Origin of the sequence: Ornithinibacillus contaminans (assembly GCF_001038425.2) — a bacterium.
Taxonomy (GTDB): domain Bacteria; phylum Bacillota; class Bacilli; order Bacillales; family Amphibacillaceae; genus Ornithinibacillus; species Ornithinibacillus contaminans.
Map to the genome: position 1 here is coordinate 59185 of NZ_LDPV02000034.1, position 24143 is coordinate 83327.

A 24143-nucleotide genomic window follows, 5' to 3' on the forward strand; every position below is an offset into this window, starting at 1 on the left:
CAAGCATTGGTCAGAAGTTTTTTTCATTCTATTGTAGTGGAGAATCGCGTTAGGGAGGGGATACATAATGGGACTTCGATTTATCGTAGGAAGAGCAGGAACAGAGAAAAGCAATTATGCTTTTAACGAAATAAAAGAAAGTTCAACAACAAACCCACGAGGTGCCTCAATATTTTATATTGTTCCAGATCAAATGACATTCGAACAAGAATATACGCTTTTCCAGGATGAGGCGTTCCAAGGAAGTATTCGAACACAGGTAACGAGCTTCTCAAGGCTCGCTTGGTTGATTTTACAAGAAACTGGTGGAGCTACGAGACAATTTATTAGCTCTGTTGGTATTCAAATGATGCTGCGGAAAATAATTGAAGAAAAGGAAGACGACTGGCATGTTTTTCAAAAAGCGGTAGAAAAACAGGGCTTTTTAAGTGAGCTTGAAAAAATTATTACGGAGTTTAAACGATATGACGTAACACCTGAAGCATTGTTAATGCAAAAGTATCAGATCAATCAATATGCACATAAAGAGCCTGGCGAAGGAGCTCTAGTAAATAAATTAACAGACCTCCACTATCTATATGAAAAATTAGGTCAATCACTAGCGGATACCTATATTGATAGTGAGGATCAACTAACCCTTTTAGCTGAAAAAATAAAAGAAGCGGATTCCTTGAACGGTGCGGAAATTTATTTTGACGGGTTTCATCGCTTCACCCCGAAGGAATTAATCGTCGTTGAAACGTTGTTAAAGAAATGTGCACGTGTAACGATTACACTTACGCTGGATGAGATGGAAACAGGAGTGCTATCTGATTTGGATTTGTTTTATCAAACCAAGGAGACCTATCAGGTCCTGCGTGCGCTTGCTGAGGAAAATCAGATTTCAATAGAGGACACAGTAGTGCTAGACCCAGAAACGGGTGTATTTAACAATAAACCGTATTTTGCCCATCTTGAACGCTATTTTGATGTTCGACCAGCCCAAGTTTATGAGGGACAAGCACCGATACAGCTAGCAGAAGCGGTTCATCCTCGTGCAGAGATAGAAGGAGTAGCACAGGAAATATTACGTCTCGTTCGGGAAGAAAATTATCGGTATCGTGATATGGCTGTGTTAATTCGACAAACAGAAACATACCAGGATTTAATTTCAACGATATTTGAGGATTATCAAATTCCAGTATTTATTGATGAAAAACGGACGATGCTTAATCATGCCTTAATTGAATTTATCCGTTCGGCATTAGAAGTAGTGGACACAAATTGGCGCTATGATGCAGTATTTCGGATGCTTAAAACTGGATTTGTTCCAGTATCCGATGAAGAATATCCATTAACAAATGATGCGATTGATGAACTTGAAAATTACGTGATTGAATATGGAATTCGTTCGAAAAAGCAATGGATGGCAGAGTCCGATTGGATTTTCCAACGATTTCGGGGATTTGACCAATCTGTGCAAACCGACACGGAGAAGGAAATGCAAATACGTATTAATCATTACCGTAGACAAGTTGTTGCTGCACTTGCTACCTTTGATGAGCAAATTAGAGCGGCTTCGACTATTCAAGCGCTTTGTGAGATTACCTATACCCTACTAGAGCATATTCACGCTCCTGCGCGACTGGAACAGATGCGAGCCATTTTTGATGAAAATGGTCAATTATCAAAAGGGAGAGAGCAGGAACAAGTTTGGAACGGTATCATCAATTTATTTGATGAAATGGTAGAAATAGCTGGTGAGGAGGAAATGATGTTACCAGCATTTCGTGCGACGCTTGATGCTGGACTAGAGACATTGAAATTCTCCCATGTACCACCAAGTATTGATCATGTTATCGTCGGGACCATTGATCGTTCACGTATTAGTGGAATTAAATGCTCCTTTTTAGTTGGGGTAAATGATGGTGTGTGGCCGTTAAAACCGCCAGCAGACGGAATGATTAATGAAACGGAACGAGAGCTGTTAGCAACCCATGGAATGAAGCTTGCTGATACGAGTAAGCGTCAATTGCTAGATGATTGGTTTTATATGTATTTAGCCTTTTCGGCGGCGTCTGATTATATGTGGATTAGTTATCCGTTAAGTGATGAGGAAGGCAAGGCAAAAATGCCGTCACAGCTCATTAAACGAGTTCAAGAAATGTTCCCAGCATGTAAAGAGCGGATGTTGTTACAGGATCCGGATGAATTATATGAAGCAGATCGCTTTATCACATCACCTATTAAAACGAGATCCGCTTTAACGGCACAGCTTGCAAGAAGTAGAAAAGGGTATCCAGTTAAACCAATCTGGTGGAATGTATTGAATTGGTATATGGAAAATCATAAAAAATACGGCACCACCTATACGATATTACAAAGTCTGTTCTATAAAAACACACCTTCTGCTATTGAAGCGGATACGGTAGAAAAGTTATATCCAAAGCAGGTTTTAGCAAGTGTCTCCCGATTGGAAACCTATTATCGCTGTTCCTACCAGCATTTTGCGAAATATAGTCTCGGCTTAGATGAACGAAAAACATATAAGCTAGATGCACCGGATATTGGAAATCTGTTCCATGAAGCATTACGGATTATGACGGAATGGATTCAAGCAGAAGGGAAGGACTTTGCCCACTTAACGAGGCAGGAAACGGATGCTTATGCAGAACGGGCGGTAACAACGCTCGCTCCAATTTTACAACACCAGATTTTGCATAGTTCCAATCGCTATCAATACATTCAGCATAAGCTACAAAAAGTTATTGCTCGTGCGGCTTATGTCCTAAGTGAACAAGCGAGATTAAGTCAGTTTTCACCTGTTGGATTAGAGCTAGGGTTTGGCTCGAAGCGAGACAAGCTTGAGCCGGTGACCTTACAGCTGCCAAATGGGTATGAAATTATGCTTCGCGGTCGAATTGACCGAGTCGATAAAGCAATCAATGAAGAGGATCTCTATTTACGAATAATTGATTATAAATCAAGTGCAAGAGGTCTGGACATGGTAGAGGTCTATTATGGGCTTGCCTTACAAATGCTCACGTATTTGGATGTAGTTCTATCCCAATCAGAGCGCTGGTTAGGAAAAAAAGCAACCCCAGCGGGTGTGTTGTATTTCCATGTCCATAATCCGATGATTTCCGGTACGCAAAATATGACTGATGAACAACTAGAAGAAGAAATTTTTAAAAGCTATAAGATGCAGGGATTATTAATAAATCAAGAGCAAGTCATACAGTTAATGGACACGTCGCTAGAATCTGGAACGAGTCAAATCATCCCTGCAGGAATTAAAAAAGATGGTGACTTTAGTAAAAATTCAAAGATAGCTAGTGAAGAAACCTTCACTAGTCTTCAACAACATATTCACCAGCTTATGATGAATGCTGGGATAGATATGACAGAAGGTGCTGTTCACTTAAATCCATATCAACGAAAGCAACAAGTCGCTTGTACGCACTGTCCATTTCTTTCGGTATGTCAATTTGATACATCACTTGATTCAAATAGTTTTCGTAAATTACCAGAACTGAAAGAGGAAGAAGTGCTTATGAAAATCAGAGAGAAGGGAGGAGATAGCATTGGTTAAATGGACGAGGGAGCAGGAAGCGGCCATCTATACAGAAGGTAGTGATATTTTAGTTGCTGCAGCGGCTGGGTCAGGAAAGACTGCAGTTCTAGTTGAACGAATCATTCAAAAGCTGCTCAAGCAAGAGAATCCAGTTGATATTGACTCACTTCTTGTCGTTACCTTTACAAATGCAGCCGCACAGGAAATGCGTAATCGTGTAGGACAAGCATTGGAGAAAGCATTACAGCAAGATCCGTCTTCCGTGCATTTAAAGAAACAGCTATCGTTATTGCAACGGGCATCGATTTCCACCTTGCACTCCTTTTGCTTAGATGTGGTGAAGCAGTATGCATACTTACTTGATATTGATCCAGGGTTCCGAATCGCCAATGATATGGAAGCCGATTTGATGCAGCAGGATGTATTAGATGAATTATTTGAGGACTGGTATGGTAGAGAAGGAGAGGAACAAGAAAGGTTTTTCCAAGTGGTTGACCGATTTTCAGGTGACAGAAATGATGTCGACGTGGAAAAACTCGTGCTATCTCTTTATACTTTTGCCATGCAAAACCCTTGGCCAAGTGCTTGGCTAGATAAGCTAGCAGAAGTTTACGTAGTACCAGATGATTGGCAAGAGGAAGATTTGTCCTGGTTAGCGATTATTAAACGAGAGGTTCAGGACAATTTCAAAGCCATTGAACAGGAAATTAAGCTTGCCTTAACAGTAACACGTGAGAATGATGGCCCATATGGGTATACAGAAACAATCGAGGCAGATGCGGAAATACTTCGTGGAGCAGGGGCAGTACTTGACGATTGGGAAGAACTCCAACAATATATGAGCAGTCAAACTTTCCCTAGATTGGCTTCTAAAAAGCAAGAGTGTAATGAGGATAAGAAGACGAAAGTAAAGACGCTTCGAGATGGCTATAAAAAACGATGGGAAAAAATGAGAAATAACTGGTTTAACCGAAACCTTTCATCACATGTGGAGGATATGCGGGAAATAGCCCCTATTGTTAAATCTTTGACAGAAATTGTGAAGGATTTCATGCAACGATTTACTGAAGCTAAGCGTGAAAAAGCAGTTGTGGACTTTTCTGATTTAGAGCATTTATGTTTGCAAATTTTAATGGATGAATCGTCTACACTCATAGAACCACAGCCTTCAACAATCGCTAAAAATTTGCGCAAGCAATTTAGTGAATTATTAGTGGATGAGTACCAGGATACGAACCTGGTGCAGGAAACCATTCTTACCCTAATTAGTGATCGAACTGGACCAGGTAATATGTTTATGGTTGGGGATGTAAAGCAAAGCATCTATCGCTTTAGGCATGCTGAGCCTTCCCTATTTATTGAAAAATATAAGCGGTTTGCCAAAGAAGACCATGTGGCAACGCGTATAGACTTAGCAAGTAATTTTCGAAGCAGGGAGCTAGTGTTAATCGGAGCTAATTATATATTTAGGCAAATTTTAGATGAAGCCTTAGGTGATATCGATTATGATCGCGATGCAGAATTACGGTATGCCAATAAAATGTATGATTCATTAGCCTTACAAGAACCAAATCCAGAATTACTACTAATTGATCGAGAACAACCGGAAGCCCAGAAGGAGTCAGAAGAGGATACGGAAGAAAATTATCAGGATCTGGAGAATGCCCAACTTGAAGCAAGGGCATATGCGAAGCGGATAAAGCAGTGGATTGGTCACGGGGAAGCAACACCACTTCAGGTTGTTGATAAAGCAACCGAAACACAGCGTGATGTACAATACCGTGATATTGTCATTTTGCTTCGTTCTATGACCTGGGCACCAACTATTGTGGAGGAATTGAAGAAGCAGGGTATACCGGTATATGCGGAATTATCGACGGGGTATTTTGAAGCGATTGAAGTACAAATTATGTTGAATTTACTGAAGGTCATCGATAACCCGAGACAGGATATTCCGCTAGCCTCGGTATTAAAATCACCAATCGTTGGCTTAAATGAGAATGAGCTGGCAACGGTGCGATTAGCGGACCGCAAGAATACGTACTTTGATGCAGTCCAACAATATATTGCCAGAAACGAAGATACCATAACGCAAAAATTGAACCGATTCATCGAAAAATTAGAGCGTTTTAGGCTATCCTCTAGACAAGGGGCACTGTCAGAGTTAATTTGGCAAATATTTCGTGAGACTGGATATTTTGATTTTGTTGGTGGTATGCCAGGTGGTCGTCAACGGCAGGCAAACCTACGCGCACTATACGACCGTGCTAGGGGGTATGAGACAACTTCTTTCCGTGGTCTATTCCGTTTCTTGCGATTCATTGAACGAATGGAAGAACGTGGGGATGATCTCGGTGCTGCTCGTGCTTTGAGCGAACAAGAGGATGTCGTCCGAATTATGACGATTCATAAAAGTAAAGGGCTTGAATTTCCTGTAGTTATCGTCGGTGCCATGGATAAACAATTTAATATGCAGGACTTACGGCAAAATTACTTACTGCATAAGGATTTGGGTTTTGCTAGTAAATATATTGATCCTGTAAAGCGGATTACTTATTCCACGTTATTTTATCATGCCATCAAGGAAGAAAAGCAACGAGAACTATTGGCAGAAGAGATGCGTGTCTTGTATGTAGCACTTACGCGAGCTAGAGAGAAGCTAGTGATGGTTGGAAATGTTGCATCCTTCCAGAAAAAACAGGAGAAATGGCAATCCATTCTTGATCATTCAGAATGGATTTTACCAGCGCATTTCCGCATTCAATCGAAATCTTACTTAGATTGGGTAGGACCAGCTTTATTGCGTCACCATCAGACAGATGCACTTCGTTCTGAAGTATTACAGGATGTCGTATTAGAGGAGATTCGGATCGACCCATCTAAATGGGATGTAACGATTTTACATGGTAGTGAATTAACGAATATTGATGAAGCTACAGAAAGTGAAGACGTTAATTTACAAGAGACTGTTTCATACTGGCAACCAGTTGAAGGCGTAAATCCGGAGCTGGATGCTTTTGTTGAGGCACGTCTTTCCTATCACTATCCATATGAACAGGCAACACAGTCAAGAGCAAAACAGAGTGTAACGGAGATTAAGAGGCAACGAGAGATGAAGGATGAATACAGTGCAACTCAGCTTGTACAGCCTAACCATGCGCCAATTGTTAAAAAACCTATTTTTATGCAGAAGGAAAAGTCGTTATCAGCAGCAGAGAAGGGAACAGCAATGCACACGGTTATGCAGCATCTACCATTTGATCGACGATTAGACTATCACGAGCTTGTGGAGTTTGTGGAAAGTCTTGTGGAGCGTGAAATATTACGTAGACAAGAAGCGGATTCAATAGATATTGCTTCCATCGAAATATTTTTAGATACTGAGATTGCAGCACACATGATGCATGCCGAAAAACTTTATCGTGAGGTCCCATTTAGTATTACATTACCAGCGAAAGATGTGTATGCGAATTGGGAAAGTGAAACAAATGAACAGGTATTAATCCAAGGGGTTTTTGATGCAGTAATCCCGGCAGATGATGGCTGGATAATTCTAGATTATAAAACAGATCATATAGCCGGTGAGGTTACCGATTATGTTATCGATAAGCTTATTAATCGCTATAAGGTACAGCTATCCTTGTATCGACATGCATTAGAAACCATTTGGCAGGCGCCTGTACAGGAAACGTATCTCTATTTCTTTTCCAAGCAATTGCTAGTTAAGGTTCCAAAACTGTAAAATGACCAGGACAAAAGTGTAGTTAGCAAGTTTACTTTTGTCCTGGCTTTTCTTTATGCATTAGCAGTTTGGTTTTGGTCACTTATATCTGGGTCGTATGGATTGGAAGAACTGATTCCGGTATTGGTGTTGATAAAGTCACCTGTATTTAATGAGCCTGATCCGGCATTGGTTTTGGAGGTGCTTTTTGGAGACAAGTAAAAGGCATCACCAAAATTAACAACGCCGCCTCCAACACTATTAATCTTTATTGGTCCAACAATGGATGGCATGCAAATACACCTACTAGTCTAAAGAATTTACTTTACCATATGATACGAAGAAGGAAATGGTGTTTTTAATTCAAGTCATCATCTTCATCCTGTAGCATTCGAATATGCTTTAGCCTTGATTCAGAGTCAATGGACTCAATTCCTCCAAATTGTACGATTGATGATTCACCAACCCCGATAATCGATACATTTCCAACAACGATATGGGGATTATGATGGATAGTATTAGTGGTTACTGGAAGCTCATGCTCAAGCCAATGGGCAGGAAGCTGGAACAAGGAGAAATCGCTAAACTGTAAATCATGTGCCGTGTTCCAAACATTTCCTTCGCGTTGAATGGCTATCCCATTAGAACGGGGACGACAAATACTTGCATCACCAATTTGGAAGATAGAGCTAAAGGCAATAGAAGTAATTTCGCTTTCTGTTACGTGCACATAACGTTTTGGCATGATGATAACACCTCGATCAAACTGGTGATAGGGGAACAATATTCCCAACTACATACGATTCAGGAGGGGTGTCATAAAAGGAAGAAAGCTTAATTTCCTCCGTATCACCAATTAAGAAAAGGGAGGAAGCAGCAATTGCTTCAATGGAGACATTACCGACCGTTAATCCCCAATTATGCACTTCAAAATACATTAGGATTCTCCTTTTTGACTATCATTACCTTGCATATATTTTTGTAAGGAATGATAGATTTCTTTTTTGATATGATCTGAAATAAAAGCTTCTAATTGCTGTGGGGTTGTTAGTTGGTGTTTTTCTCTTGCTTGATTTTCATAGAAAGCAATTCGCTTTGGTAATTGTTTGATGATGTCCTCAACCATAGCATTTTCAGCATGCTGATCGATTGGTTTACTAGTCGGATTGGAAAAACTGCGTATCATTTCTGGTCCCTGCTCTTTTACAAACGCATTTAACGAGGGTAGTAGCTTCTGATTCAATGTGTTTGTAGGTAGTATTTTATTGGTATTTGGAATCCCTAAATCATCAATATTGGCTAGTTCATTCGGGGACAAACCTATGTGAAGCGTGCCATCTAATCGCTCGATTTTTAGCTGGTCAAAATGATATTCGATTTTATCAATCGAAGGTCCGCTGTTTTCTTGTAACTGCTTTTCGAGTTGGTTTATTTTTTCTTCTAGTTTTTTCATCTGTTCCTGTTGGCGATAGGTGATTTGTTGAAGCTCGGCGATATATTGATTCCACTCATACATATTCATACAGCGCTCCCCTTTTACTAAATCAAAAAAAGTTCCTACCACTGATCACAAAGACTGGCTAGAGTGGTCGTTACTTTTTTTATAGGCAGATACCTATGATTAGCTTATGCGTCTATGAAAAAAATGTGCTACTGAACGGGACTAAACAGTGGGACCAGTGGTAATTCCTCCTGACCAACGGGCTCTGCTTCCTCTGCAAGCTCGGTATGTCCCCCTGTATTGTAAATGTCAGATTGGGCCTGAATACTACCAGCACTACCAATTTGAAGCACAGATGAATTGGCAAGCGAGCCAATTTTTAAAAAATGTATATGAATGGATTGGTGAACGGTTATCCTCATGTGAATCACTCCAGTTCCTGTTAAGCAGTTGGTTGATCAATTTGGTCTTTGTCATAGACATACGTATTAGAATGGTTTAAATTAATTCGTAGTCCATCCCCCGTATTAAAAGACCCACCACCAGCATAGGTTTTGGCGGAGCTAGTAGGGCTCATCGAATAGACATCACCAATATTAAAAATACTAGATGAAGAGATGCTATTTACTTTAACAGCTCCAACTTTTGCTGGCATATGAATCCTCCTTATCAATAGTTTATGTATGGGCTAAAATTTGTTGAAAGCAATAAAAAGCGGTATGCTAATTTTTAGAGAGGGGTGGTCCCATGAATAAAAATAAGTTGAAACAAGAAGGAGAAAAATGGGTTAGGGAAGGAATTATCACAGACGATCAGCTAGGATCTATCTTATCGAGATATTCCAAAAAGGACCCAAATTTTTTATTACTATTGTTTGCGACGATTTTAACAGCACTAGGATTTATAACCTTCATAACATCCGATTGGGCACAAATTCCACATTATTCACGTGTAGTTTTAATTAGTATTGTTTTTATTAGCTTATATTTAGTTGGTCATTATTTGTACCTGAAAAAATCGACCTTACAAGGGATTAGTTTTATCATATTAGGATATATTTTATTTGGGATTGGTATGCTCTTGACTATCAACATATATGACATCATATTGACGAGTGCATGGCCATACATCATATGGAGCTTAGTTGGATTATTACTTTACTTTGTTTACGAGCACCGGTTCATGCTAAGTGTTGGATTGATAATCACAACAATTGGGCAGATAGCTAGTGGAATTGAGTTTGATTCCTTTAATGTTATCTTATTTTTAATCTTTCTTTTTGGTTATTTACACTTCGTATACCACCGGGCAAATTATTTATTCGGCTATATCTATGCCGTGAGTTTTTCCATTCAAATGCTTGTGCTTACATTAGTAAGTGAACAAGAATTTTATTGGCTAGTTATATATTTTCTGCTGCTTTATTTGGCTGGAGAGGTATTTCCGAAAAAACAAATCCATATCAGTTTTAAATATAGTAGTTTAATTAGTGTATTCCTTCTAGGTATGTTTCAAAGCATTGTACTAGAGGATAGTTTTTTTATGGCTGAATTGAGACTGCAGTATATGTTCTTACCCGTCTGGTCTGTACTGCTAATAGCAGGGATTATTATGAAAACGATACGAAGTAAGCCACTGGAAATAATAGATTTTATCTTGTTCTTACCAGTCGCTTTCATTCCTTTTTCAGACATTGTTGGTCTTATCAGTCTATTTGTGTTTTCTGTTTTGTGGCTCATAATTGGGTACCGAAAAGAAGTTCCGGAGCGGATATTGCTGGCGACCATTGCATTCCTGTTAAGTACTTTTACTGCATATATTCAATTTGCTTGGGACGCTCTTAATAAATCCTTGTTCTTTATCATAGGAGGAATTCTCCTGTTTGTCTTAAGCTTTTTACTGGAAAGATCTCGTCGGCAACGATTAGAAGATAAGTAAGGGATTTGAAATAAAATCAGGTAAGTATAAATAAAATAGCACCCTTTTTAAATACTAAGTAAAAAAAGGGTTGATTAGATGTATCAGTTCTCGCTGGTGGATGAAGAGAAAATGAAGGAAGTCGGTGAAATTTACGAGCGGGTTTCCAACGCAAATAAAGATTATTTGAATCTCTGGTTAGAGGACACGTTTCTTCATTGGGATTTTTGGCTATCGGTGGGGTTTACAGTAATTCCTTGGATACTATTTATTTTATTTCGTAAAAAAGATAGCACACATCGACTTCTGTATGCGGGACTTTGCGCAATATTTATTACCTCTTGGTTTGATTTTATTGGGGTGATGTATGGCTTATGGTATTACGTGGGTAAGGTGTTTCCGTCAACCCCATCCTATATGCCGTGGGATTTTTCAATTCTACCGGTAGCGATTATGTTGATTATACAATTTAAGCCTGCTATTAATCCGTTTTGGAAGGCGCTTTTCTTTGCGGCTTTCAGCAGCTTTGTCGGAGAGCCTTTTTTTAAGTGGATTGGTTTTTATGTTTCCATACACTGGAATAAATTTTATTCACTACCGATTTATTTCTTGATTTATTTAGCTTGTCATCGGTTAAGTAAAGTGAATAAGTTTGAACAGATATAAAGGTTTAAGGAAGGAGGATGTCACGTAAGGTATTTCCCTTGTGACATCCTCTTCTTTAATGCTAGTACTATTTTGGCTTAACCTTGTAATACTTCCTTAATATGTCCAATTGCCCAATCTAAATCTTGTTTATCGATGATTAGTGGTGGGGCAAAGCGAATGACATTCTCATGTGTTTCTTTACATAGTAGGCCCTTTTCTTTTAATGCTTCACAATACGGGCGAGCTGATTCGGTCAACTCTACGCCAACAAATAATCCTTTGCCACGTACTTCTTTAATTTTAGGATTATTGATCATTCTAAGTTCTTCCATCATGTAGTTCCCAAGTTCCAGTGAGCGCTCTGCAAGTTTTTCATCTTCCAACACTTCTAATGAAGCAACGGAAACGGCACAAGCTAGTGGGTTTCCACCAAATGTAGAACCATGAGATCCTGGGTTGAATACACCTAGAATGTCTTCATTGGCAACGACACAAGAAATCGGCATAACACCGCCACCTAATGCTTTTCCAAGAATAAGCATATCTGGTTCAACGTTTTCCCAATCACAGGCAAACATTTTTCCAGTACGAGCTAGACCAGCTTGAATTTCATCGGCAATGTATAGAACATTATTTTCTTTACATACGTCATATGCGTCTTTTAAGAATCCTTCTGGTGGGATGACAATACCAGCCTCCCCTTGAATTGGTTCAAACAAGAATCCAGCAGTATTCTCATTAATTGCTGCTTTTAAGGCATCAATATCACCATAAGGAATTAGCTTTATCCCTGGTAGCATTGGTCCGAATCCACGCTTATATTCTTCTTCAGACGATAGTGACACGGCAAGCATCGTACGCCCGTGGAAGTTGCCTTCACATGCAATAATTTCTGCTTTATTCTCTGCGACACCTTTGACCTCATATGCCCATCGGCGTGCTGCCTTAACGGCTGTTTCCACAGCTTCAGCACCGGTATTCATTGGTAATGCCATATCTTTATTTGTAAGCTTGCATATTTTTTCATACCATGGACCTAATTGATCATTATGAAAAGCACGTGAAGTTAACGTTACTTTCCCAGCTTGCTTAACTAATGCATCAATAATCTTTGGATGACGATGCCCTTGGTTAACGGCAGAATATGCACTAAGCATATCCATATAGCGGTTTCCTTCAGGATCTTCTACCCAAACACCCTCGGCCTTTGCCACAACGACTGGTAGTGGATGATAGTTTTTCGCACCATATGCTTCTGTTTGGCTAATAATCGCTTCACTTATCTGTACCATAAAATCCCTCCTATATTAGCAAATGTAACATAACTTATGAAATTATCAAATAGATACTTATGTGTATAAATATACATTTTTATTTATTATAATAGATTTTATTGAGAAAGAGAATAAAGAGGTGGGATATTGTCAAAAATTTTTCATATGTTATTTGTCCATTATACTGGTAAGATAGGTTAGAAATGGTATAGACTGAAGTTAGACTATGGATTTTCAGGAGGGAAACTATGAACACGCATTTACATGTTACGGCATGGGCATTGGCATTTATATTGTTTATCATCGCAGTAATATTACATAAGCAAGGTAAGGAAAAGGCTGCAAAAATTGTGCAAATGATACTACGAGTTGATTATTTGTTAGTTTTATATTCAGGTGGAGACCTGATTATGAATTATCTCAACGGGAATAGTCCTTACCTAGTAGAAGCAATTATTAAAGGGTTAGCTGGTATTTGGGTAATTGCTGCTATGGAAATGACATTAGGAAAAGTAAAGGATAACGATTCAGCAAAGGCTGGTTGGATTCAACTTATTGTTGCATTCGTGATTACATTAACACTTGGATTTTTCCGATTGCCAGGCGGTTTTATGTAAGGTTAGGGGAGCTATTCCATCATGGTGGGATAGCTTTTCAATTTGGTAACGACCCGAACTAATTGAACGAGGACGAATACTGTTTCTGGAGGCAAACGGATGAAGAAAATCGCATTACTTTTTTTAGCAATTTTATTAAGCATATCTACATTTCCGAGCGTAAGTCTTGCTGAAGAGAACCCAATTCAACAAGAAATTATTTATGATATTATGGTTGACCGTTTTAATAATGGTGATCAGGCATTTAGTGAGCAAGTAAGGCTAGAGGATCCATATGCGTATCATGGCGGCGATTTAAAGGGAATAGAAGTAAAACTGGATGAATTAAAAGATTTAGGGTTTACTAGTATATCGCTATCTCCAATTATGGCAAATGCTAGTGATGGCTATCACGGTTACTGGATTGAAGACTTTTATACAGTGGAAGAGCAATTTGGTACGATGGAGGATCTACAACATTTAGTAGAAGAAGCTCATAAACGGGATATGAAGGTGATGCTAGAGCTTGTCACCAATTATGTTGCATCTAGTCATCCAATTGTATCAGATCCAGCAAAAGCAGATTGGATAGTTGAGGATGCTGATGTGGATACAGAACAAGTACAATGGTTAGACAATGTGAAAGTCTTGAATCAGGAGAATCCAGAGGTCCAAGAAATGCTTGTTGATGTAGCACAATTCTGGTTAGAAGAAGCGAATGTGGATGGATTCATCTTGCACGCAGCAGACGAGGCTTCAAGTGATTTTATTGGAACATTAACAAAGGAATTAAAAGCAATCAAACCCAACCTTTATATTATCGCTGATTTATTAGGTGAGGAACCACAAGAAGCACTACTTGCAATACCTGGAATTGATGTGGTGGAAAATCCTGCATTCTCTGAGGCAGTTGCCAATGTATTTTCCCAGATAAACAATCCAGTGTTAGACATTTATAACACGTGGGAAACTTTAGACAACCAGGGTGGATTAATTTATGTTGATAATAAATCAATGGAACGATTTACTCAAAAGGCAGCAGAGAACGGAAGAAGTGCAGTTAATACTTGGCAGCTTGCTTTAACCTATCTATTGACTAGCCCAGGGGTTCCTTCTGTTTTTCAAGGTTCTGATGTTCCGATGTATGGTTCTAAGGTAGAAGAAGTTCAGCGGTTGGTTGACTTTAATAGTGGTGAAGCAGAATTAGAGGAAGTATATTCCAAGGTGCTTGCTCTACGGAAAGAGTTTCCGGTCTTACAATACGGGGACTATAAGCTTGTTGGATCAGATGGAGCAATGAGTGTATTTAAGCGATCGTATCAGGATGAAACGATGTATATTGCAATCAATAATGACAGTGTCACAAAATCAGTATCGCTTACGGATTTAGATGACGGACTTCAATTACATGGTTTACTAGGTGATGATATTGTTCGTCAATTGGATAATGGCGAATACAAAATAGGTCTGGCACGAGAGACTGCGGATGTCTTTATTATAGAAGAAGATTCTGGAATCAACTGGGTGTTTATTTCACCTATCATCATTGTCATGTTGTTATTTATAAGTGGTATTGTGTATTTAACTAGAAAACAGAAGAAACGTGATTCCAATTAATTGGTTCAGGAGCCAGGGAAATAAGTAAAATGAAACGATAAAATTACGAACAGTGCATGAATTCAGCGGAGTATATTCCCGAAGCGGGTATTACGCACAAATTTTATCTTGTCAAAAGTGCTTATGTCCCTGGCTCTTTTCTTGTTGTAACTGTTTTGAAAATTAGCTACAATTAGTGTGGATGGAAGTAAAATGGAAACAGATAGTCAATTACATAAAAGGAGTAACAATATGAATGCAAACATTGGCGTCAGAATCCTATTATTTTTATTAGTGAGTGGAGTTATTGCTATTTTTGCTTTTATTGCTTGTATTATTATAGTGCTGTTTGGAAGTTATAAGTTTTATATTCCTTTTATTATATTCATTACCATTGGAATATTATTTGCTATTTTTAATGGTTTCTTTAAAGTGATGAACAGAAAATTACAACATAAAGTCGTCATTATTTATCTTGTAATTGCCATTCTTTCTATCGTAATCCATGAAGGAATAAATCTTTATGAAAAAGGTTTACCAACTTTAAGTAATACTGAAGTTGACTTGTCGGAATATCAACCTTTTGCAAAGGATTCTAATGCAGTTAAGCTAGATGAAACTGCTAGCTTTAAAATAGAGGGAAATCCTCCTATAATGGATGGGGCAACGGCGTTATACCCAGTGTATGCTGCCTTTGCGCAAGCGACTTATCCAGAAAAGGAATATGATGCCTATGACAGTGAAGTAAAGTCGAGTAAAACACCGTATGCTTATGATAATTTAATAAATGGTAAGGTGGATATGATTTTTGCAGCTGCACCGTCCCCGAACCAACTACAGAAAGCGGAGGACAAAGGGATAGAATTAAAGCTAACACCAATCGGAAAAGAGGCGTTTGTGTTTTTTGTGAATGCGCGAAATCCTATCGAGGAATTGCAACTTGATGAGATCAAAGGAATCTATTCAGGTGAAATTACTAACTGGCGTGAGGTGGGTGGTAAGAATGATTCGATACGAGCATTTCAACGACCTGCTGACAGTGGGAGCCAGACGACCCTGGAACAGTTAATGGGAAATACACCTATTATGGAGGCTCCGCATGAAGATGTTGTCAACTTGATGGAAGGTATCATTGAGGAAACGGCTGCGTACAAAAATTATAAGAACGCAATTGGTTATACGTTCCGATTTTTCTCCAATGAAATGCTCCGAAATAATTTGATTCGCCATTTAGCGATTGATGGAGTCCAACCTACTGTTGAAACAATCAGAAGTGGAGAATATCCGTTAACATCTGAATTCTATGTTGTCACTGCAGGTAGTGATAATCCGAATGTGGAGCCATTTATTGATTGGATACTCTCTGATGAGGGGCAATCTATTATTGAGGATACAGGATATGTACCGATTTCTGAAAGTGGTAGATAAGTAAAGGGGGTAAACAGATGGTCAGTATAGAAGCAGTGTTTCTTGATCGAGATGGAACAATTGGTGGGGATGGTCATTTTAAACATCCGCGGGATTTTGAACTTTACCCTTATAGTGCGGAGGCATTTAGGATTTTGCGTGAGAAAGGGTTGAAGTTATTCTCTTTTACGAATCAACACAGAATTGGTAGAGGGGAAGTATCTATCAATGACTTTAAAAAAGAGTTTAATTCTTATGGATTTGATGATGTGTTTATTTGTCCTCATCGAATGGAAGAAAATTGTGATTGTAGAAAGCCAAAACCTGGGATGTTACGAAATGCTGCTCAAAGTTATGATTTGAAATTGGAAAACTGTATTGTCATTGGTGATGTAGGATCAACAGATATGCTTGCGGCAGAAGCTGTAGGTGCAATAAAAATATTAGTGAGAACCGGATGGGGTAATGGTTCACTACACGAATATCGGCATACATGGAGTGAAGTAGATCCAGATTATATAGCAGAAGATTTGTTAGATGCAGTAAAATGGATAACGGAAAAGCTAATCTAATAAATGGAGAGATACTTATGTACGAATTAAAAACAAAAGAAAATGATCATAGTGTAATAGAGTTTATCGAATCAGTTGAGTCACCAAAGAAAAAAGAAGATGCATACCGCTTACTAGATATTTTTACCGAAACAACAGGCTATCCAGCAAAGATGTGGGGGCCAAGCATTATAGGGTTTGGTTCCTATCATTATAAATATGCATCTGGCCATGAAGGGGACGCTCCATTAGTTGGTTTCTCTCCACGTAAAGCTAAAATAAGCCTTTATTTTGCTACAGGCGATTTAGAGCGAGAAGCACTTCTGAAGAATTTTGGAAAGCATACAACAGGTAAAGCTTGTGTCTATATCAACAAAGTTGCCGATGTTGACGTAGCTGTTTTAGTAGATTTAATTAACCAATCGGTTGAATTTTTGCAAGCGACTTATCCGGATAAAAAGGAATAGGAGAGTAGGTGCATATCATATGGACGGAGGCTATTATGTAGGCTGGGGAACGTTAGCGTTAATCAATGCAGGGTTAGCCCAGGGGAAAAACCGAACTGGTCTAAATTGGTTTTTGCTATCCTTGTTGTTAGGCCCGATTGCAACATTAATCTTGTTATTTGTAGAGAAAAGATAACAGATGCTAGCAATAACACTCTAGCATCTGTTTACTTTATCCATTAATAATCGTTCCACCATTTATATGGATTATTTCTCCTGAGACATAGCTGGAATCTTCACTAGCTAAATAAACATAAGCTGGTGCAAGTTCCTTGGGTTGGCCCATTCGTTTCATCGGGGTATTCGCTCCGAAATTGTCTACTTGTTTCGCATTAAAGGTGGATGGAATTAATGGTGTCCAAATTGGTCCTGGTGCCACAGCATTTACGCGAATTCCTTTTCCGACTAGTGATTCCGATAAGGAGCGCGTAAACGACGTTACAGCGCCTTTGGTTGCACTATAATCGATGAGACTCTTATTACCTTGATAGGCAGTAATGGATGTTGTATTGATGATGGTACCACCTTTTTTAAGATGAGGGAGCACAGCTTGCGTCATATAGAACATACCAAAAACATTGGTCTTAAATGTTCGCTCCAGTTGTTGCTTCGAAATATTTAGCACATCATTTTGTGGATGTTGTTCGGCAGCGTTATTAACTAAACAATCGATTTGACTAAAGCTGTCCATCGATTGTTCTACGGCTTTCTTACAAAATTCAGGGTCTCCGATATCACCAGAGATAAGCAGGCACTTTTGTCCAGCTTCTTCCACCAATCGTTTCGTCTCCTCGGCATCAGTATCTTCATTTAGGTAAACAATCACAACATCTGCCGCTTCTTTGGCAAAGTGAATGCTGATACTTCGTCCAATTCCACTATCGCCACCAGTAATAATGGCGACTTTTCCTTTTAGTTTGTCACTTCCTTTATAGTCTTTTCGAATGTATTCCGGTTCAGGATTCATATTAGATTCTATCCCTGGTTGTTGCTGTTGCTCCTGGGGTGGTGGTGTTTTTGGTTCCTTATTAACGGTCACTTGTTCAACCTCCTTGGTGAGATTACGTTATCCATTTTGCCCATTATTAACAATTCCATGAGATATTTTCCAAAAGAAAAAGCCCTGTAAAAGGACTTATAATAGTTTATCTTTATACATATTCATGTGCAGAGGTTGCTCCTTGTTGGTGCAAAAAGTTGAACACTTCCCGGTAGGATCTGATATCAATTTCGCCAGCAATATATTTTTTTTGGTAATAGTCTAATAAATCGTTTAGTGTTTTTGGTGCTTCCTTACGCTCTGATTCATAATCAGAAATTAATTCGTTTATTAGCATGTTCATCCTCCTTATCCCCAATAAATGCCATGTACAACTGTATAAAAAATATATGTAACAATAACGACAAACATGCAAAAAAGAATTAGTAGCAATAGAGTTGGAATTTTATGTTAAAATATTTAAAAAGATATGACTAATTGCTATATAGTGAGAAGTAGGGATATGTTGATGCTAGATAAACTTTCGGTAATGGAGACGATTTTTGCTGAACGAGATGATGACATCCCCTTAGTAGTTATGATGTGTGGCATAGCTGGATCGGGAAAAACTACGTTCGCACAGCAATTAGAAAAAGAGGGATTTGTACGTCTTTCTATTGACGAAGAGGTGTGGGCTACTAATGGTCGATATGGAATTGATTATCCGGTAGAAAAATATAGGGAGTATTCAGATGAAGCTCATGTCAGATTACGCAAAAGGTTAGTAAAGTTAATTCATGATAAAAAGCAGGTTGTGGTTGACTCTAGTTTTTGGCAAAGGAAAGAAAGAGATGATTTTAAACAGCTTATTGAAAGGGCAGGAGGGAAATGGATGCTACTATATCTAAAAGTACATCCGGATGAATTGCGAAAGCGACTTAACATACGAAGTCAACGTTTTGATGCAAATGCAGCCTTTCCCATAACCGAAGAAATTTTAACTTCCTTTCTTAATAGTTTTGAACCACCAAAAGGTGAGAGAGAAGTTGTGATTGAACATTAGAGATTGTTTAAAGTTGTGAGAGAAAATTTGAACCGAAAAGAGAGGTTGGATTACATGAATAAAAGTAAAGGTCTATTTTTTATATTCTTCATTTTTCTATTATTTATCAGTTCATATATTTACGGTTTAATTTATATTAAGTTCATCCCTTGGAATTATGATTTTACAGATATCATTTATGTTTTACTATATTTCATAGCTGTTATTCCACTAACGGCATTTGTAGCAGAAAAACTAGTGAAATATTCCCTTCGTAAAGGATTGGATAAGGATAAAACCGTAAAAATTTTTATTCCTATAATGATTGCAGTTCCGATTATCCTAATATCAATCTATCTGGTTGATGATTATAGAGAAAAAGGTTTAGAGGATGTTATTAGCTTTAATTCAAGTAACATCGATTACATCCTTGTTAATGATAATTTGCAAACGGATAGTAAAGAACAAGCAGATTCGTTACAAGAGTTTTTGAGTCAATACCAAGTTAAGAAGATGAAAAATGATGAGTGGAATAGCGATGTTTCAAATGAAAAAGGTTTCCGTATTACAATCCATTCAAATGATAAACCAATAGGGGCTTCCATTTATGAAAATCGCTTAGTTTCTTATAATAGCGGGGACTATTATAAGGTTGTCAATGGTCCAATCGATATGGATTGGGTTGAAGAAATGATGGAGGAAATAGATGGAACAATTAGTAACAATCGATAGTAAGAAAGGAATTTTATAATGCAACTACTTTTAAAAAAAGGATTGATTAGGGGCGTAATGCCGTTTGTTATTCTTCTAATAATTTCACTGTTGTACAGGTTGTAAGGGGTGATAGATACTTCAAGTATTTTCTTTTTTTATGGATTAATAGCTTTTTTCTTAGGGTTGACAAGTGTAATCTATCAAATTGAACAATGGAGTTTTTTAAAACAAATTATTGCTCATTATTTGGTAATGCTGAAAATTTTATTTAATTAAAGGGGGAAATCGACATGAGATACCTGATATTGTTAACTCCATCAATAAATTGGAGAGATGGTGTAGTCCTACATAATCAACCGTTTATGCCTGAACATGCTGTGTATGTTCAAACCGAATATAATAATGGAAATATAGTTTTAGCTGGACCATTTGGAGGTTCAACTGGAGGAGCAATAGTTATTGATGCTGCCACGGAAGAGGATGTTATTAAATTCGTTGAAAATGACCCTACTGTTAAAAATGGTATCTTCAGTTATGAAATAAAACAATGGGATTATAAAATGAGCAAAATTGAAAATAAAAATCCAGGATTTGACCAAGGATATATTGATTACAAACATAAGATTCAAAAAGAATTAGGGATTATTTAGGATGTTTCCAGTTCAAGTAACTGGTGCAATACTGAAGTTCTACTAAAGGAGGGATTCGATGGAAAAGGTAATTCAACAGAACAAAGACGAAATCACATTAAAATATATTGTCGTTACTCTTCTCTCAATGTTGACATTCAAAAGGTTAAAAAGAGTGGAGAAACTAAGAAAGGAATTAAAGGAAAAGCAAGAGCAAGAAAATGATATCTATAAAATCTAAGGAATTTTTTACTTCACTAACTGGTACTTTAGTTTAAGAAGATTATAATACGATATAGAACTTCCAGATAATTTAAAGTTCCAATTTTTTTATAATATAAACATTAAACTTTAACACGCCAAAAACGCAGGGAAGATTAGCAGCGCCAATACCAGGCGTTTTTTGGCGTGTTAAATTGGTTGTATTTCTATGGTATCTGAACTAAGTCCTACTATTGGAAACTTAACTCAGGTAATTCAACTTCTCCGACCACTTTTTTACCAGCTAAGTCATAAACCTTCATCTTATCCAATGAAAACGTGTAGAGAGTATCATCCACTGAAACCATTCTTTTAACTTCGGAGGTCCATTCTGGATAGTCCTTCATTTCACCTTGATGTGTTATGGTATCCCGAAGTTCGATTCCATCCTCAGCGGATATCTCGTATAATAATGCCCCTTCAAAGATATACTTGTATTCTTCATAGCTGATATCACCCTTATTCACTAACTTTGTTTCTGATAAAACTGCTGGGAAACCAAATACGTTTTTAGTTGGATGTTTAAACAATGCTTTATGATTATACAATATCTCTGAATACGAACCTCCTTGACCAATGACTTCACTATACTTCTCAACTGGATTAGTTGGATCACTAACATCAAATACGGATATTTTAAGTCCCTCTGTGCGAACTATTGGCTCTTCAATACCTTCTTCTTCAACCAACTTGGTATCCTGGCCAAAGCCAATGACATGGTTCTCATCTAATGGATGTAAGTAATTACTAAATCCCGGTATTTTTAGTTCTCCTAGTACCGTTGGGTTTTCTGGATCTTTTAAGTCAATGACAAATAATGGGTCAACCTGTTCAAATGTAACCATGTACGCCACATTTTCCATAAAACGCACACTAAAGATTCGCTCTCCTTCCGCAAGTCCTTCAACTGAGCCGAGTGGTTTAAGATTTAAATCAAACGTGTATAGATTGTTCGTTGATGCTTGTTCCTCATCTTCCCAATTATCTTTTGTTGTGGCGACGCGGAAGGTGTCACTTCGTTCATCTATCGCAAATTGATTGATAAGCGTTCCGTTTACAACTGTTGACGCATTATAGGTTAACGATCCATTATCTATTTTAAACTGTGTTATCTCGGTATCAACGTTTTGTGGTTGCCAGATCATGATATCTGCTTCTCCGCTAGACCTTGACTCAGATCCATCGAGTTCCTTGTACTTGTTCACCGCTACATATAAGTTATTTTTAGACATGTAAATTTGATCAGATGCGCCGAGATATGTTTCGATGTTTGCTTCTTTTTCCATGTCTGCTAGATCAATAGAAGTCAGTATGAGGAATTGCTCTTCATTGCTTTCCGGAAAGAAGTACATATCCTCGAAATCAACTGGCTTACTAGCATCACTTACTGCCGTATCCTTGATGTATGGTCTGACTTCTGCATCCTCCTGTTCTAAAATTCGAAATGGTGGATGTTCATTTGCAATTAGGTATAGGTAGCCATCTAAAATTCTTGCCGTACTATAATAGCCCTCATGACTGACTTCTCGAATTTGCTTCGGTTCTCTCGGATTTGCTACATCATAAATATATATTGTTGTTTGGCTAGAATACATCGGTTCATAAATTCGGTTTTCTAAATCGGTTGTTTCGCCATTATTCTTTTTAGGTTCTTTTATTTCGCGAATTGGCTCTTGTTTTGTTCCAATCGTAATTAATAAATTATCCTGTAAAAATATTTCGCTTGGATAATAATCTGTTAGCTTAATTTGACTCAATACTTCACTGTTTTCTTTCATGGCAGACGTAATGACGATATCCCCATCACGGACAAAATAGATTGCATCACCATCTGATTTGATGATATCTGCCTCATCGATACCTGCTACTTGAACATTAGTGGTTGATGAATCATTGTTTGAAAAAATCTCATTTGATGTTGCCGTATCTTCTGCGCCAGCATCTGATGATTCTGCTACTTCTGTCCGAATGGCAACTTCATCTCCAGCAGTTTCCATTCGCTCTTTTAGCAATGTTACCAGTTGGTCTTGGTCTTCGATATTTTGTAGCTTTGCCACCGCGGTAAAATTGTGTGAAAGCTCTCGTGATAGGTTTTTTCCAGAAGCAGTTTCGACGGTATTAGAGATGGTTATTGTATAGGCTTCATTGATGGTATAGCCTTCTTCAGGAGCTTTCAATGTTAATACTGTGAATGTACTGTTCCATTCCAATACAGCTGAAACAGGTTCACCCCGAGTGTTCTCTACAACAACATTTTCTGCTGTGAATGTGTCGGGATTCATCGGTTCTGAAAAGTGCACTGTCCAGTCTTTGAATGTAGGGACATAACTTGATGCTGCAGGAATTTCTGCCGTGATACGATTGGTAAACATGAAAAAGACGACTAACCCAATTCCAAGGATGCCAACCAAACTAATTAACCCAATCCTTTTTTTCATTTTTTTCACCCCGTTTACGTTAGGAAAAATATACCTTTGGCAATAAGACGCACAGAATTAATAATATGTTTCAATTTTAAGTGGAAAGGGAGTTTGGTTAATTAAAAATTGAAAAATTACCATTCTTTATGGAAGTGACCTATGATAAACTTAGAAAATGGAATAATTAAAATCTTTTGCAACTAAACTTCTAAAGCAGATGTATTAGGAACGAAAGATAAATGTGGAAGCAAGGGATGGTTATAGATGAATAAAGTACAACAATTTTGGAATGAGTTTTGCGATGCAACTAATTTAGAGGGGAAAGAATATAAAGATGCTTTTCAATTTGGAGTTTCTGCAGATTGGTTGGCCGATTTAGTAGTTGAAGGGAAGAAGACAGCGACATCCTCTGGGTTTGTGTTTTATGAAATTGAAAATGAGGCATTACCACAACCAGAGGAGTATAGTATTGTGTTGAATGGCAAGGACGAGCCTGTAGCAGTCATTCAAATCCAATCTGTTGAGGTCCTTCCAATGAATGAAGTGACCGAGGAATTCGCATTAGCAGAAGGTGAAGGAGATTATAACTATTGGTGGGAAGCCCATGAAGAATTCTTTACTAAATCATTAAAAGAGTATGATCTAGAATTCTCACCAGATATGTTGGTTGTTTGTGAACGGTTTAGAAAGGTATATCCGAGGTAGTTAAAGCTTATATAGAAATAAGGTAGATATTCAATACAGACTATAGTAACAAATGACTGTTTGTAAATCATAGAGCTTGAAAAGGTGAACGGAAAAGCAGGGATAAGATGACAATAGATATCCAACCTTCAGAAGAACAGGTTGACAAGCTAATTGTTCTCAAACAGGAATTTTTTCAGTTAT

Annotated in this window: 26 protein-coding genes; 16 read left to right on the forward strand and 10 right to left on the reverse strand. The window is 38.0% G+C overall.

The features are described 5' to 3' along the window. The first annotated feature begins 67 nt into the window (after positions 1–67). Both addB and addA read left to right on the forward strand, forming a co-directional pair. Positions 68–3571: a helicase-exonuclease AddAB subunit AddB gene (gene addB, locus JF53_RS07840; protein WP_047982479.1), complete on the forward strand. Its 3504-nt coding sequence runs from the start codon at positions 68–70 to the stop codon at positions 3569–3571. Then, complete coding sequence (gene addA / locus JF53_RS07845) at positions 3564–7295, forward strand: helicase-exonuclease AddAB subunit AddA (protein WP_047982478.1); 3732 nt, start codon at positions 3564–3566, stop codon at positions 7293–7295. The genes addB and addA overlap by 8 nt, the downstream gene beginning before the upstream one ends. Before the next feature lie 53 nt (positions 7296–7348). On the opposite strand, the gene JF53_RS07850 is transcribed toward addA, so the two are convergent. From JF53_RS07850 to JF53_RS07875, 6 genes are all read right to left on the reverse strand, one after another. Next, positions 7349–7567 carry a spore germination protein gene (locus JF53_RS07850; protein WP_047982477.1) on the reverse strand — a complete coding sequence of 73 codons (219 nt, stop codon included), beginning with the start codon at positions 7565–7567 and terminating at the stop codon, positions 7349–7351. 65 nt (positions 7568–7632) lie between these two features. Then, entirely contained in the window at positions 7633–8019 is a 387-nt protein-coding gene (locus JF53_RS07855) for a spore germination protein GerPE (protein WP_047982476.1), read from the reverse strand. A gap of 16 nt (positions 8020–8035) precedes the next feature. Beyond that, positions 8036–8212, reverse strand: a complete 177-nt coding sequence (locus JF53_RS07860; protein ID WP_047982475.1) for a hypothetical protein — start codon at positions 8210–8212, stop codon at positions 8036–8038. Next, complete coding sequence (gerPC, locus tag JF53_RS07865) at positions 8212–8796, reverse strand: spore germination protein GerPC (protein ID WP_047982474.1); 585 nt, start codon at positions 8794–8796, stop codon at positions 8212–8214. The genes JF53_RS07860 and gerPC overlap by 1 nt, the downstream gene beginning before the upstream one ends. Before the next feature lie 128 nt (positions 8797–8924). After that, positions 8925–9137: a spore germination protein GerPB gene (locus JF53_RS07870; protein WP_047982473.1), complete on the reverse strand. Its 213-nt coding sequence runs from the start codon at positions 9135–9137 to the stop codon at positions 8925–8927. A 20-nt stretch (positions 9138–9157) separates the two neighbouring features. Then, complete coding sequence (locus JF53_RS07875) at positions 9158–9370, reverse strand: spore germination protein (protein ID WP_047982472.1); 213 nt, start codon at positions 9368–9370, stop codon at positions 9158–9160. Between the two features lie 92 nt (positions 9371–9462). Between JF53_RS07875 and JF53_RS07880 the strand changes: the two genes are divergently transcribed. Beyond that, positions 9463–10653: a DUF2157 domain-containing protein gene (locus JF53_RS07880; RefSeq protein ID WP_047982471.1), complete on the forward strand. Its 1191-nt coding sequence runs from the start codon at positions 9463–9465 to the stop codon at positions 10651–10653. A 78-nt stretch (positions 10654–10731) separates the two neighbouring features. Further along, positions 10732–11298, forward strand: coding sequence for a CBO0543 family protein (locus JF53_RS07885; protein WP_053072021.1), 567 nt, complete (start codon positions 10732–10734; stop codon positions 11296–11298). 77 nt (positions 11299–11375) lie between these two features. On the opposite strand, the gene JF53_RS07890 is transcribed toward JF53_RS07885, so the two are convergent. Further along, positions 11376–12572 carry an ornithine--oxo-acid transaminase gene (locus tag JF53_RS07890; protein WP_047982470.1) on the reverse strand — a complete coding sequence of 399 codons (1197 nt, stop codon included), beginning with the start codon at positions 12570–12572 and terminating at the stop codon, positions 11376–11378. A gap of 230 nt (positions 12573–12802) precedes the next feature. Here JF53_RS07890 and JF53_RS07895 point away from each other — a divergent pair, with 230 nt between their 5' ends. The 6 genes from JF53_RS07895 (at position 12803) to JF53_RS17685 (ending at position 17346) form a co-directional block, all read left to right on the forward strand. Then, a complete protein-coding gene (locus JF53_RS07895; RefSeq protein ID WP_047982469.1) occupies positions 12803–13171 on the forward strand; it encodes a YisL family protein in 369 nt (122 codons plus the stop codon). 99 nt (positions 13172–13270) lie between these two features. Beyond that, positions 13271–14767 (forward strand): alpha-amylase family glycosyl hydrolase, encoded by a 1497-nt coding sequence (locus JF53_RS07900; protein WP_047982468.1) that lies wholly within the window; start codon positions 13271–13273, stop codon positions 14765–14767. Positions 14768–14998: 231 nt separating this feature from the next. Further along, a complete protein-coding gene (locus tag JF53_RS07905; RefSeq protein ID WP_047982467.1) occupies positions 14999–16174 on the forward strand; it encodes a PstS family phosphate ABC transporter substrate-binding protein in 1176 nt (391 codons plus the stop codon). Between the two features lie 17 nt (positions 16175–16191). Further along, positions 16192–16725, forward strand: a complete 534-nt coding sequence (locus JF53_RS07910; RefSeq protein WP_047982466.1) for an HAD-IIIA family hydrolase — start codon at positions 16192–16194, stop codon at positions 16723–16725. A 17-nt stretch (positions 16726–16742) separates the two neighbouring features. Beyond that, a complete protein-coding gene (locus tag JF53_RS07915) occupies positions 16743–17171 on the forward strand; it encodes a DUF1801 domain-containing protein (RefSeq protein ID WP_047982465.1) in 429 nt (142 codons plus the stop codon). Between the two features lie 19 nt (positions 17172–17190). Then, positions 17191–17346 carry a hypothetical protein gene (locus JF53_RS17685; RefSeq protein ID WP_169750783.1) on the forward strand — a complete coding sequence of 52 codons (156 nt, stop codon included), beginning with the start codon at positions 17191–17193 and terminating at the stop codon, positions 17344–17346. Between the two features lie 36 nt (positions 17347–17382). Here the strand turns inward: JF53_RS17685 and JF53_RS07920 are convergent, their stop codons facing one another. Further along, positions 17383–18249 carry an SDR family oxidoreductase gene (locus tag JF53_RS07920; protein ID WP_047982464.1) on the reverse strand — a complete coding sequence of 289 codons (867 nt, stop codon included), beginning with the start codon at positions 18247–18249 and terminating at the stop codon, positions 17383–17385. Positions 18250–18361: 112 nt separating this feature from the next. Next, positions 18362–18547, reverse strand: coding sequence for a YppF family protein (gene yppF, locus JF53_RS07925; protein ID WP_047982463.1), 186 nt, complete (start codon positions 18545–18547; stop codon positions 18362–18364). Positions 18548–18718: 171 nt separating this feature from the next. Here yppF and JF53_RS07930 point away from each other — a divergent pair, with 171 nt between their 5' ends. The 5 genes from JF53_RS07930 (at position 18719) to JF53_RS17445 (ending at position 20815) form a co-directional block, all read left to right on the forward strand. After that, entirely contained in the window at positions 18719–19252 is a 534-nt protein-coding gene (locus JF53_RS07930) for an AAA family ATPase (protein ID WP_047982570.1), read from the forward strand. A 54-nt stretch (positions 19253–19306) separates the two neighbouring features. Further along, complete coding sequence (locus JF53_RS07935) at positions 19307–19963, forward strand: hypothetical protein (RefSeq protein ID WP_047982462.1); 657 nt, start codon at positions 19307–19309, stop codon at positions 19961–19963. Positions 19964–20071: 108 nt separating this feature from the next. Continuing rightward, a complete protein-coding gene (locus tag JF53_RS18050; RefSeq protein WP_083443573.1) occupies positions 20072–20221 on the forward strand; it encodes a DUF3021 family protein in 150 nt (49 codons plus the stop codon). A gap of 14 nt (positions 20222–20235) precedes the next feature. Next, positions 20236–20595, forward strand: coding sequence for a YciI family protein (locus tag JF53_RS07940; protein WP_047982461.1), 360 nt, complete (start codon positions 20236–20238; stop codon positions 20593–20595). Between the two features lie 58 nt (positions 20596–20653). Beyond that, on the forward strand, positions 20654–20815 hold the full coding sequence (locus JF53_RS17445; RefSeq protein WP_157052479.1) for a hypothetical protein: 162 nt from the start codon (positions 20654–20656) through the stop codon (positions 20813–20815). A 211-nt stretch (positions 20816–21026) separates the two neighbouring features. Here the strand turns inward: JF53_RS17445 and JF53_RS07945 are convergent, their stop codons facing one another. Continuing rightward, positions 21027–23273, reverse strand: coding sequence for a beta-propeller domain-containing protein (locus JF53_RS07945; RefSeq protein ID WP_047982460.1), 2247 nt, complete (start codon positions 23271–23273; stop codon positions 21027–21029). A 246-nt stretch (positions 23274–23519) separates the two neighbouring features. On the opposite strand from JF53_RS07945, the gene JF53_RS07950 reads away from it, so the two are divergent. Further along, positions 23520–23960, forward strand: a complete 441-nt coding sequence (locus JF53_RS07950; RefSeq protein WP_047982459.1) for an ASCH domain-containing protein — start codon at positions 23520–23522, stop codon at positions 23958–23960. Positions 23961–24143: the final 183 nt, after the last annotated feature.

Bases quoted from the DNA above. Each gene is read 5' to 3' on its own strand.
- addB (WP_047982479.1), top strand. From the start codon at position 68: ATGGGACTTCGATTTATCGTAGGAAGAGCAGGAACAGAGAAAAGCAAT.
- JF53_RS07850 (WP_047982477.1), bottom strand. From the start codon at position 7,567: ATGCCATCCATTGTTGGACCAATAAAGATTAATAGTGTTGGAGGCGGC.
- JF53_RS07855 (WP_047982476.1), bottom strand. From the start codon at position 8,019: ATGCCAAAACGTTATGTGCACGTAACAGAAAGCGAAATTACTTCTATT.
- JF53_RS07860 (WP_047982475.1), bottom strand. From the start codon at position 8,212: ATGTATTTTGAAGTGCATAATTGGGGATTAACGGTCGGTAATGTCTCC.
- gerPC (WP_047982474.1), bottom strand. From the start codon at position 8,796: ATGAATATGTATGAGTGGAATCAATATATCGCCGAGCTTCAACAAATC.
- JF53_RS07870 (WP_047982473.1), bottom strand. From the start codon at position 9,137: ATGAGGATAACCGTTCACCAATCCATTCATATACATTTTTTAAAAATT.
- JF53_RS07875 (WP_047982472.1), bottom strand. From the start codon at position 9,370: ATGCCAGCAAAAGTTGGAGCTGTTAAAGTAAATAGCATCTCTTCATCT.
- JF53_RS07880 (WP_047982471.1), top strand. From the start codon at position 9,463: ATGAATAAAAATAAGTTGAAACAAGAAGGAGAAAAATGGGTTAGGGAA.
- JF53_RS07885 (WP_053072021.1), top strand. From the start codon at position 10,732: ATGTATCAGTTCTCGCTGGTGGATGAAGAGAAAATGAAGGAAGTCGGT.
- JF53_RS07890 (WP_047982470.1), bottom strand. From the start codon at position 12,572: ATGGTACAGATAAGTGAAGCGATTATTAGCCAAACAGAAGCATATGGT.
- JF53_RS07895 (WP_047982469.1), top strand. From the start codon at position 12,803: ATGAACACGCATTTACATGTTACGGCATGGGCATTGGCATTTATATTG.
- JF53_RS07900 (WP_047982468.1), top strand. From the start codon at position 13,271: ATGAAGAAAATCGCATTACTTTTTTTAGCAATTTTATTAAGCATATCT.
- JF53_RS07905 (WP_047982467.1), top strand. From the start codon at position 14,999: ATGAATGCAAACATTGGCGTCAGAATCCTATTATTTTTATTAGTGAGT.
- JF53_RS07910 (WP_047982466.1), top strand. From the start codon at position 16,192: ATGGTCAGTATAGAAGCAGTGTTTCTTGATCGAGATGGAACAATTGGT.
- JF53_RS07915 (WP_047982465.1), top strand. From the start codon at position 16,743: ATGTACGAATTAAAAACAAAAGAAAATGATCATAGTGTAATAGAGTTT.
- JF53_RS17685 (WP_169750783.1), top strand. From the start codon at position 17,191: ATGGACGGAGGCTATTATGTAGGCTGGGGAACGTTAGCGTTAATCAAT.
- yppF (WP_047982463.1), bottom strand. From the start codon at position 18,547: ATGCTAATAAACGAATTAATTTCTGATTATGAATCAGAGCGTAAGGAA.
- JF53_RS07930 (WP_047982570.1), top strand. From the start codon at position 18,719: ATGCTAGATAAACTTTCGGTAATGGAGACGATTTTTGCTGAACGAGAT.
- JF53_RS07935 (WP_047982462.1), top strand. From the start codon at position 19,307: ATGAATAAAAGTAAAGGTCTATTTTTTATATTCTTCATTTTTCTATTA.
- JF53_RS07940 (WP_047982461.1), top strand. From the start codon at position 20,236: ATGAGATACCTGATATTGTTAACTCCATCAATAAATTGGAGAGATGGT.
- JF53_RS17445 (WP_157052479.1), top strand. From the start codon at position 20,654: ATGGAAAAGGTAATTCAACAGAACAAAGACGAAATCACATTAAAATAT.
- JF53_RS07945 (WP_047982460.1), bottom strand. From the start codon at position 23,273: ATGAAAAAAAGGATTGGGTTAATTAGTTTGGTTGGCATCCTTGGAATT.
- JF53_RS07950 (WP_047982459.1), top strand. From the start codon at position 23,520: ATGAATAAAGTACAACAATTTTGGAATGAGTTTTGCGATGCAACTAAT.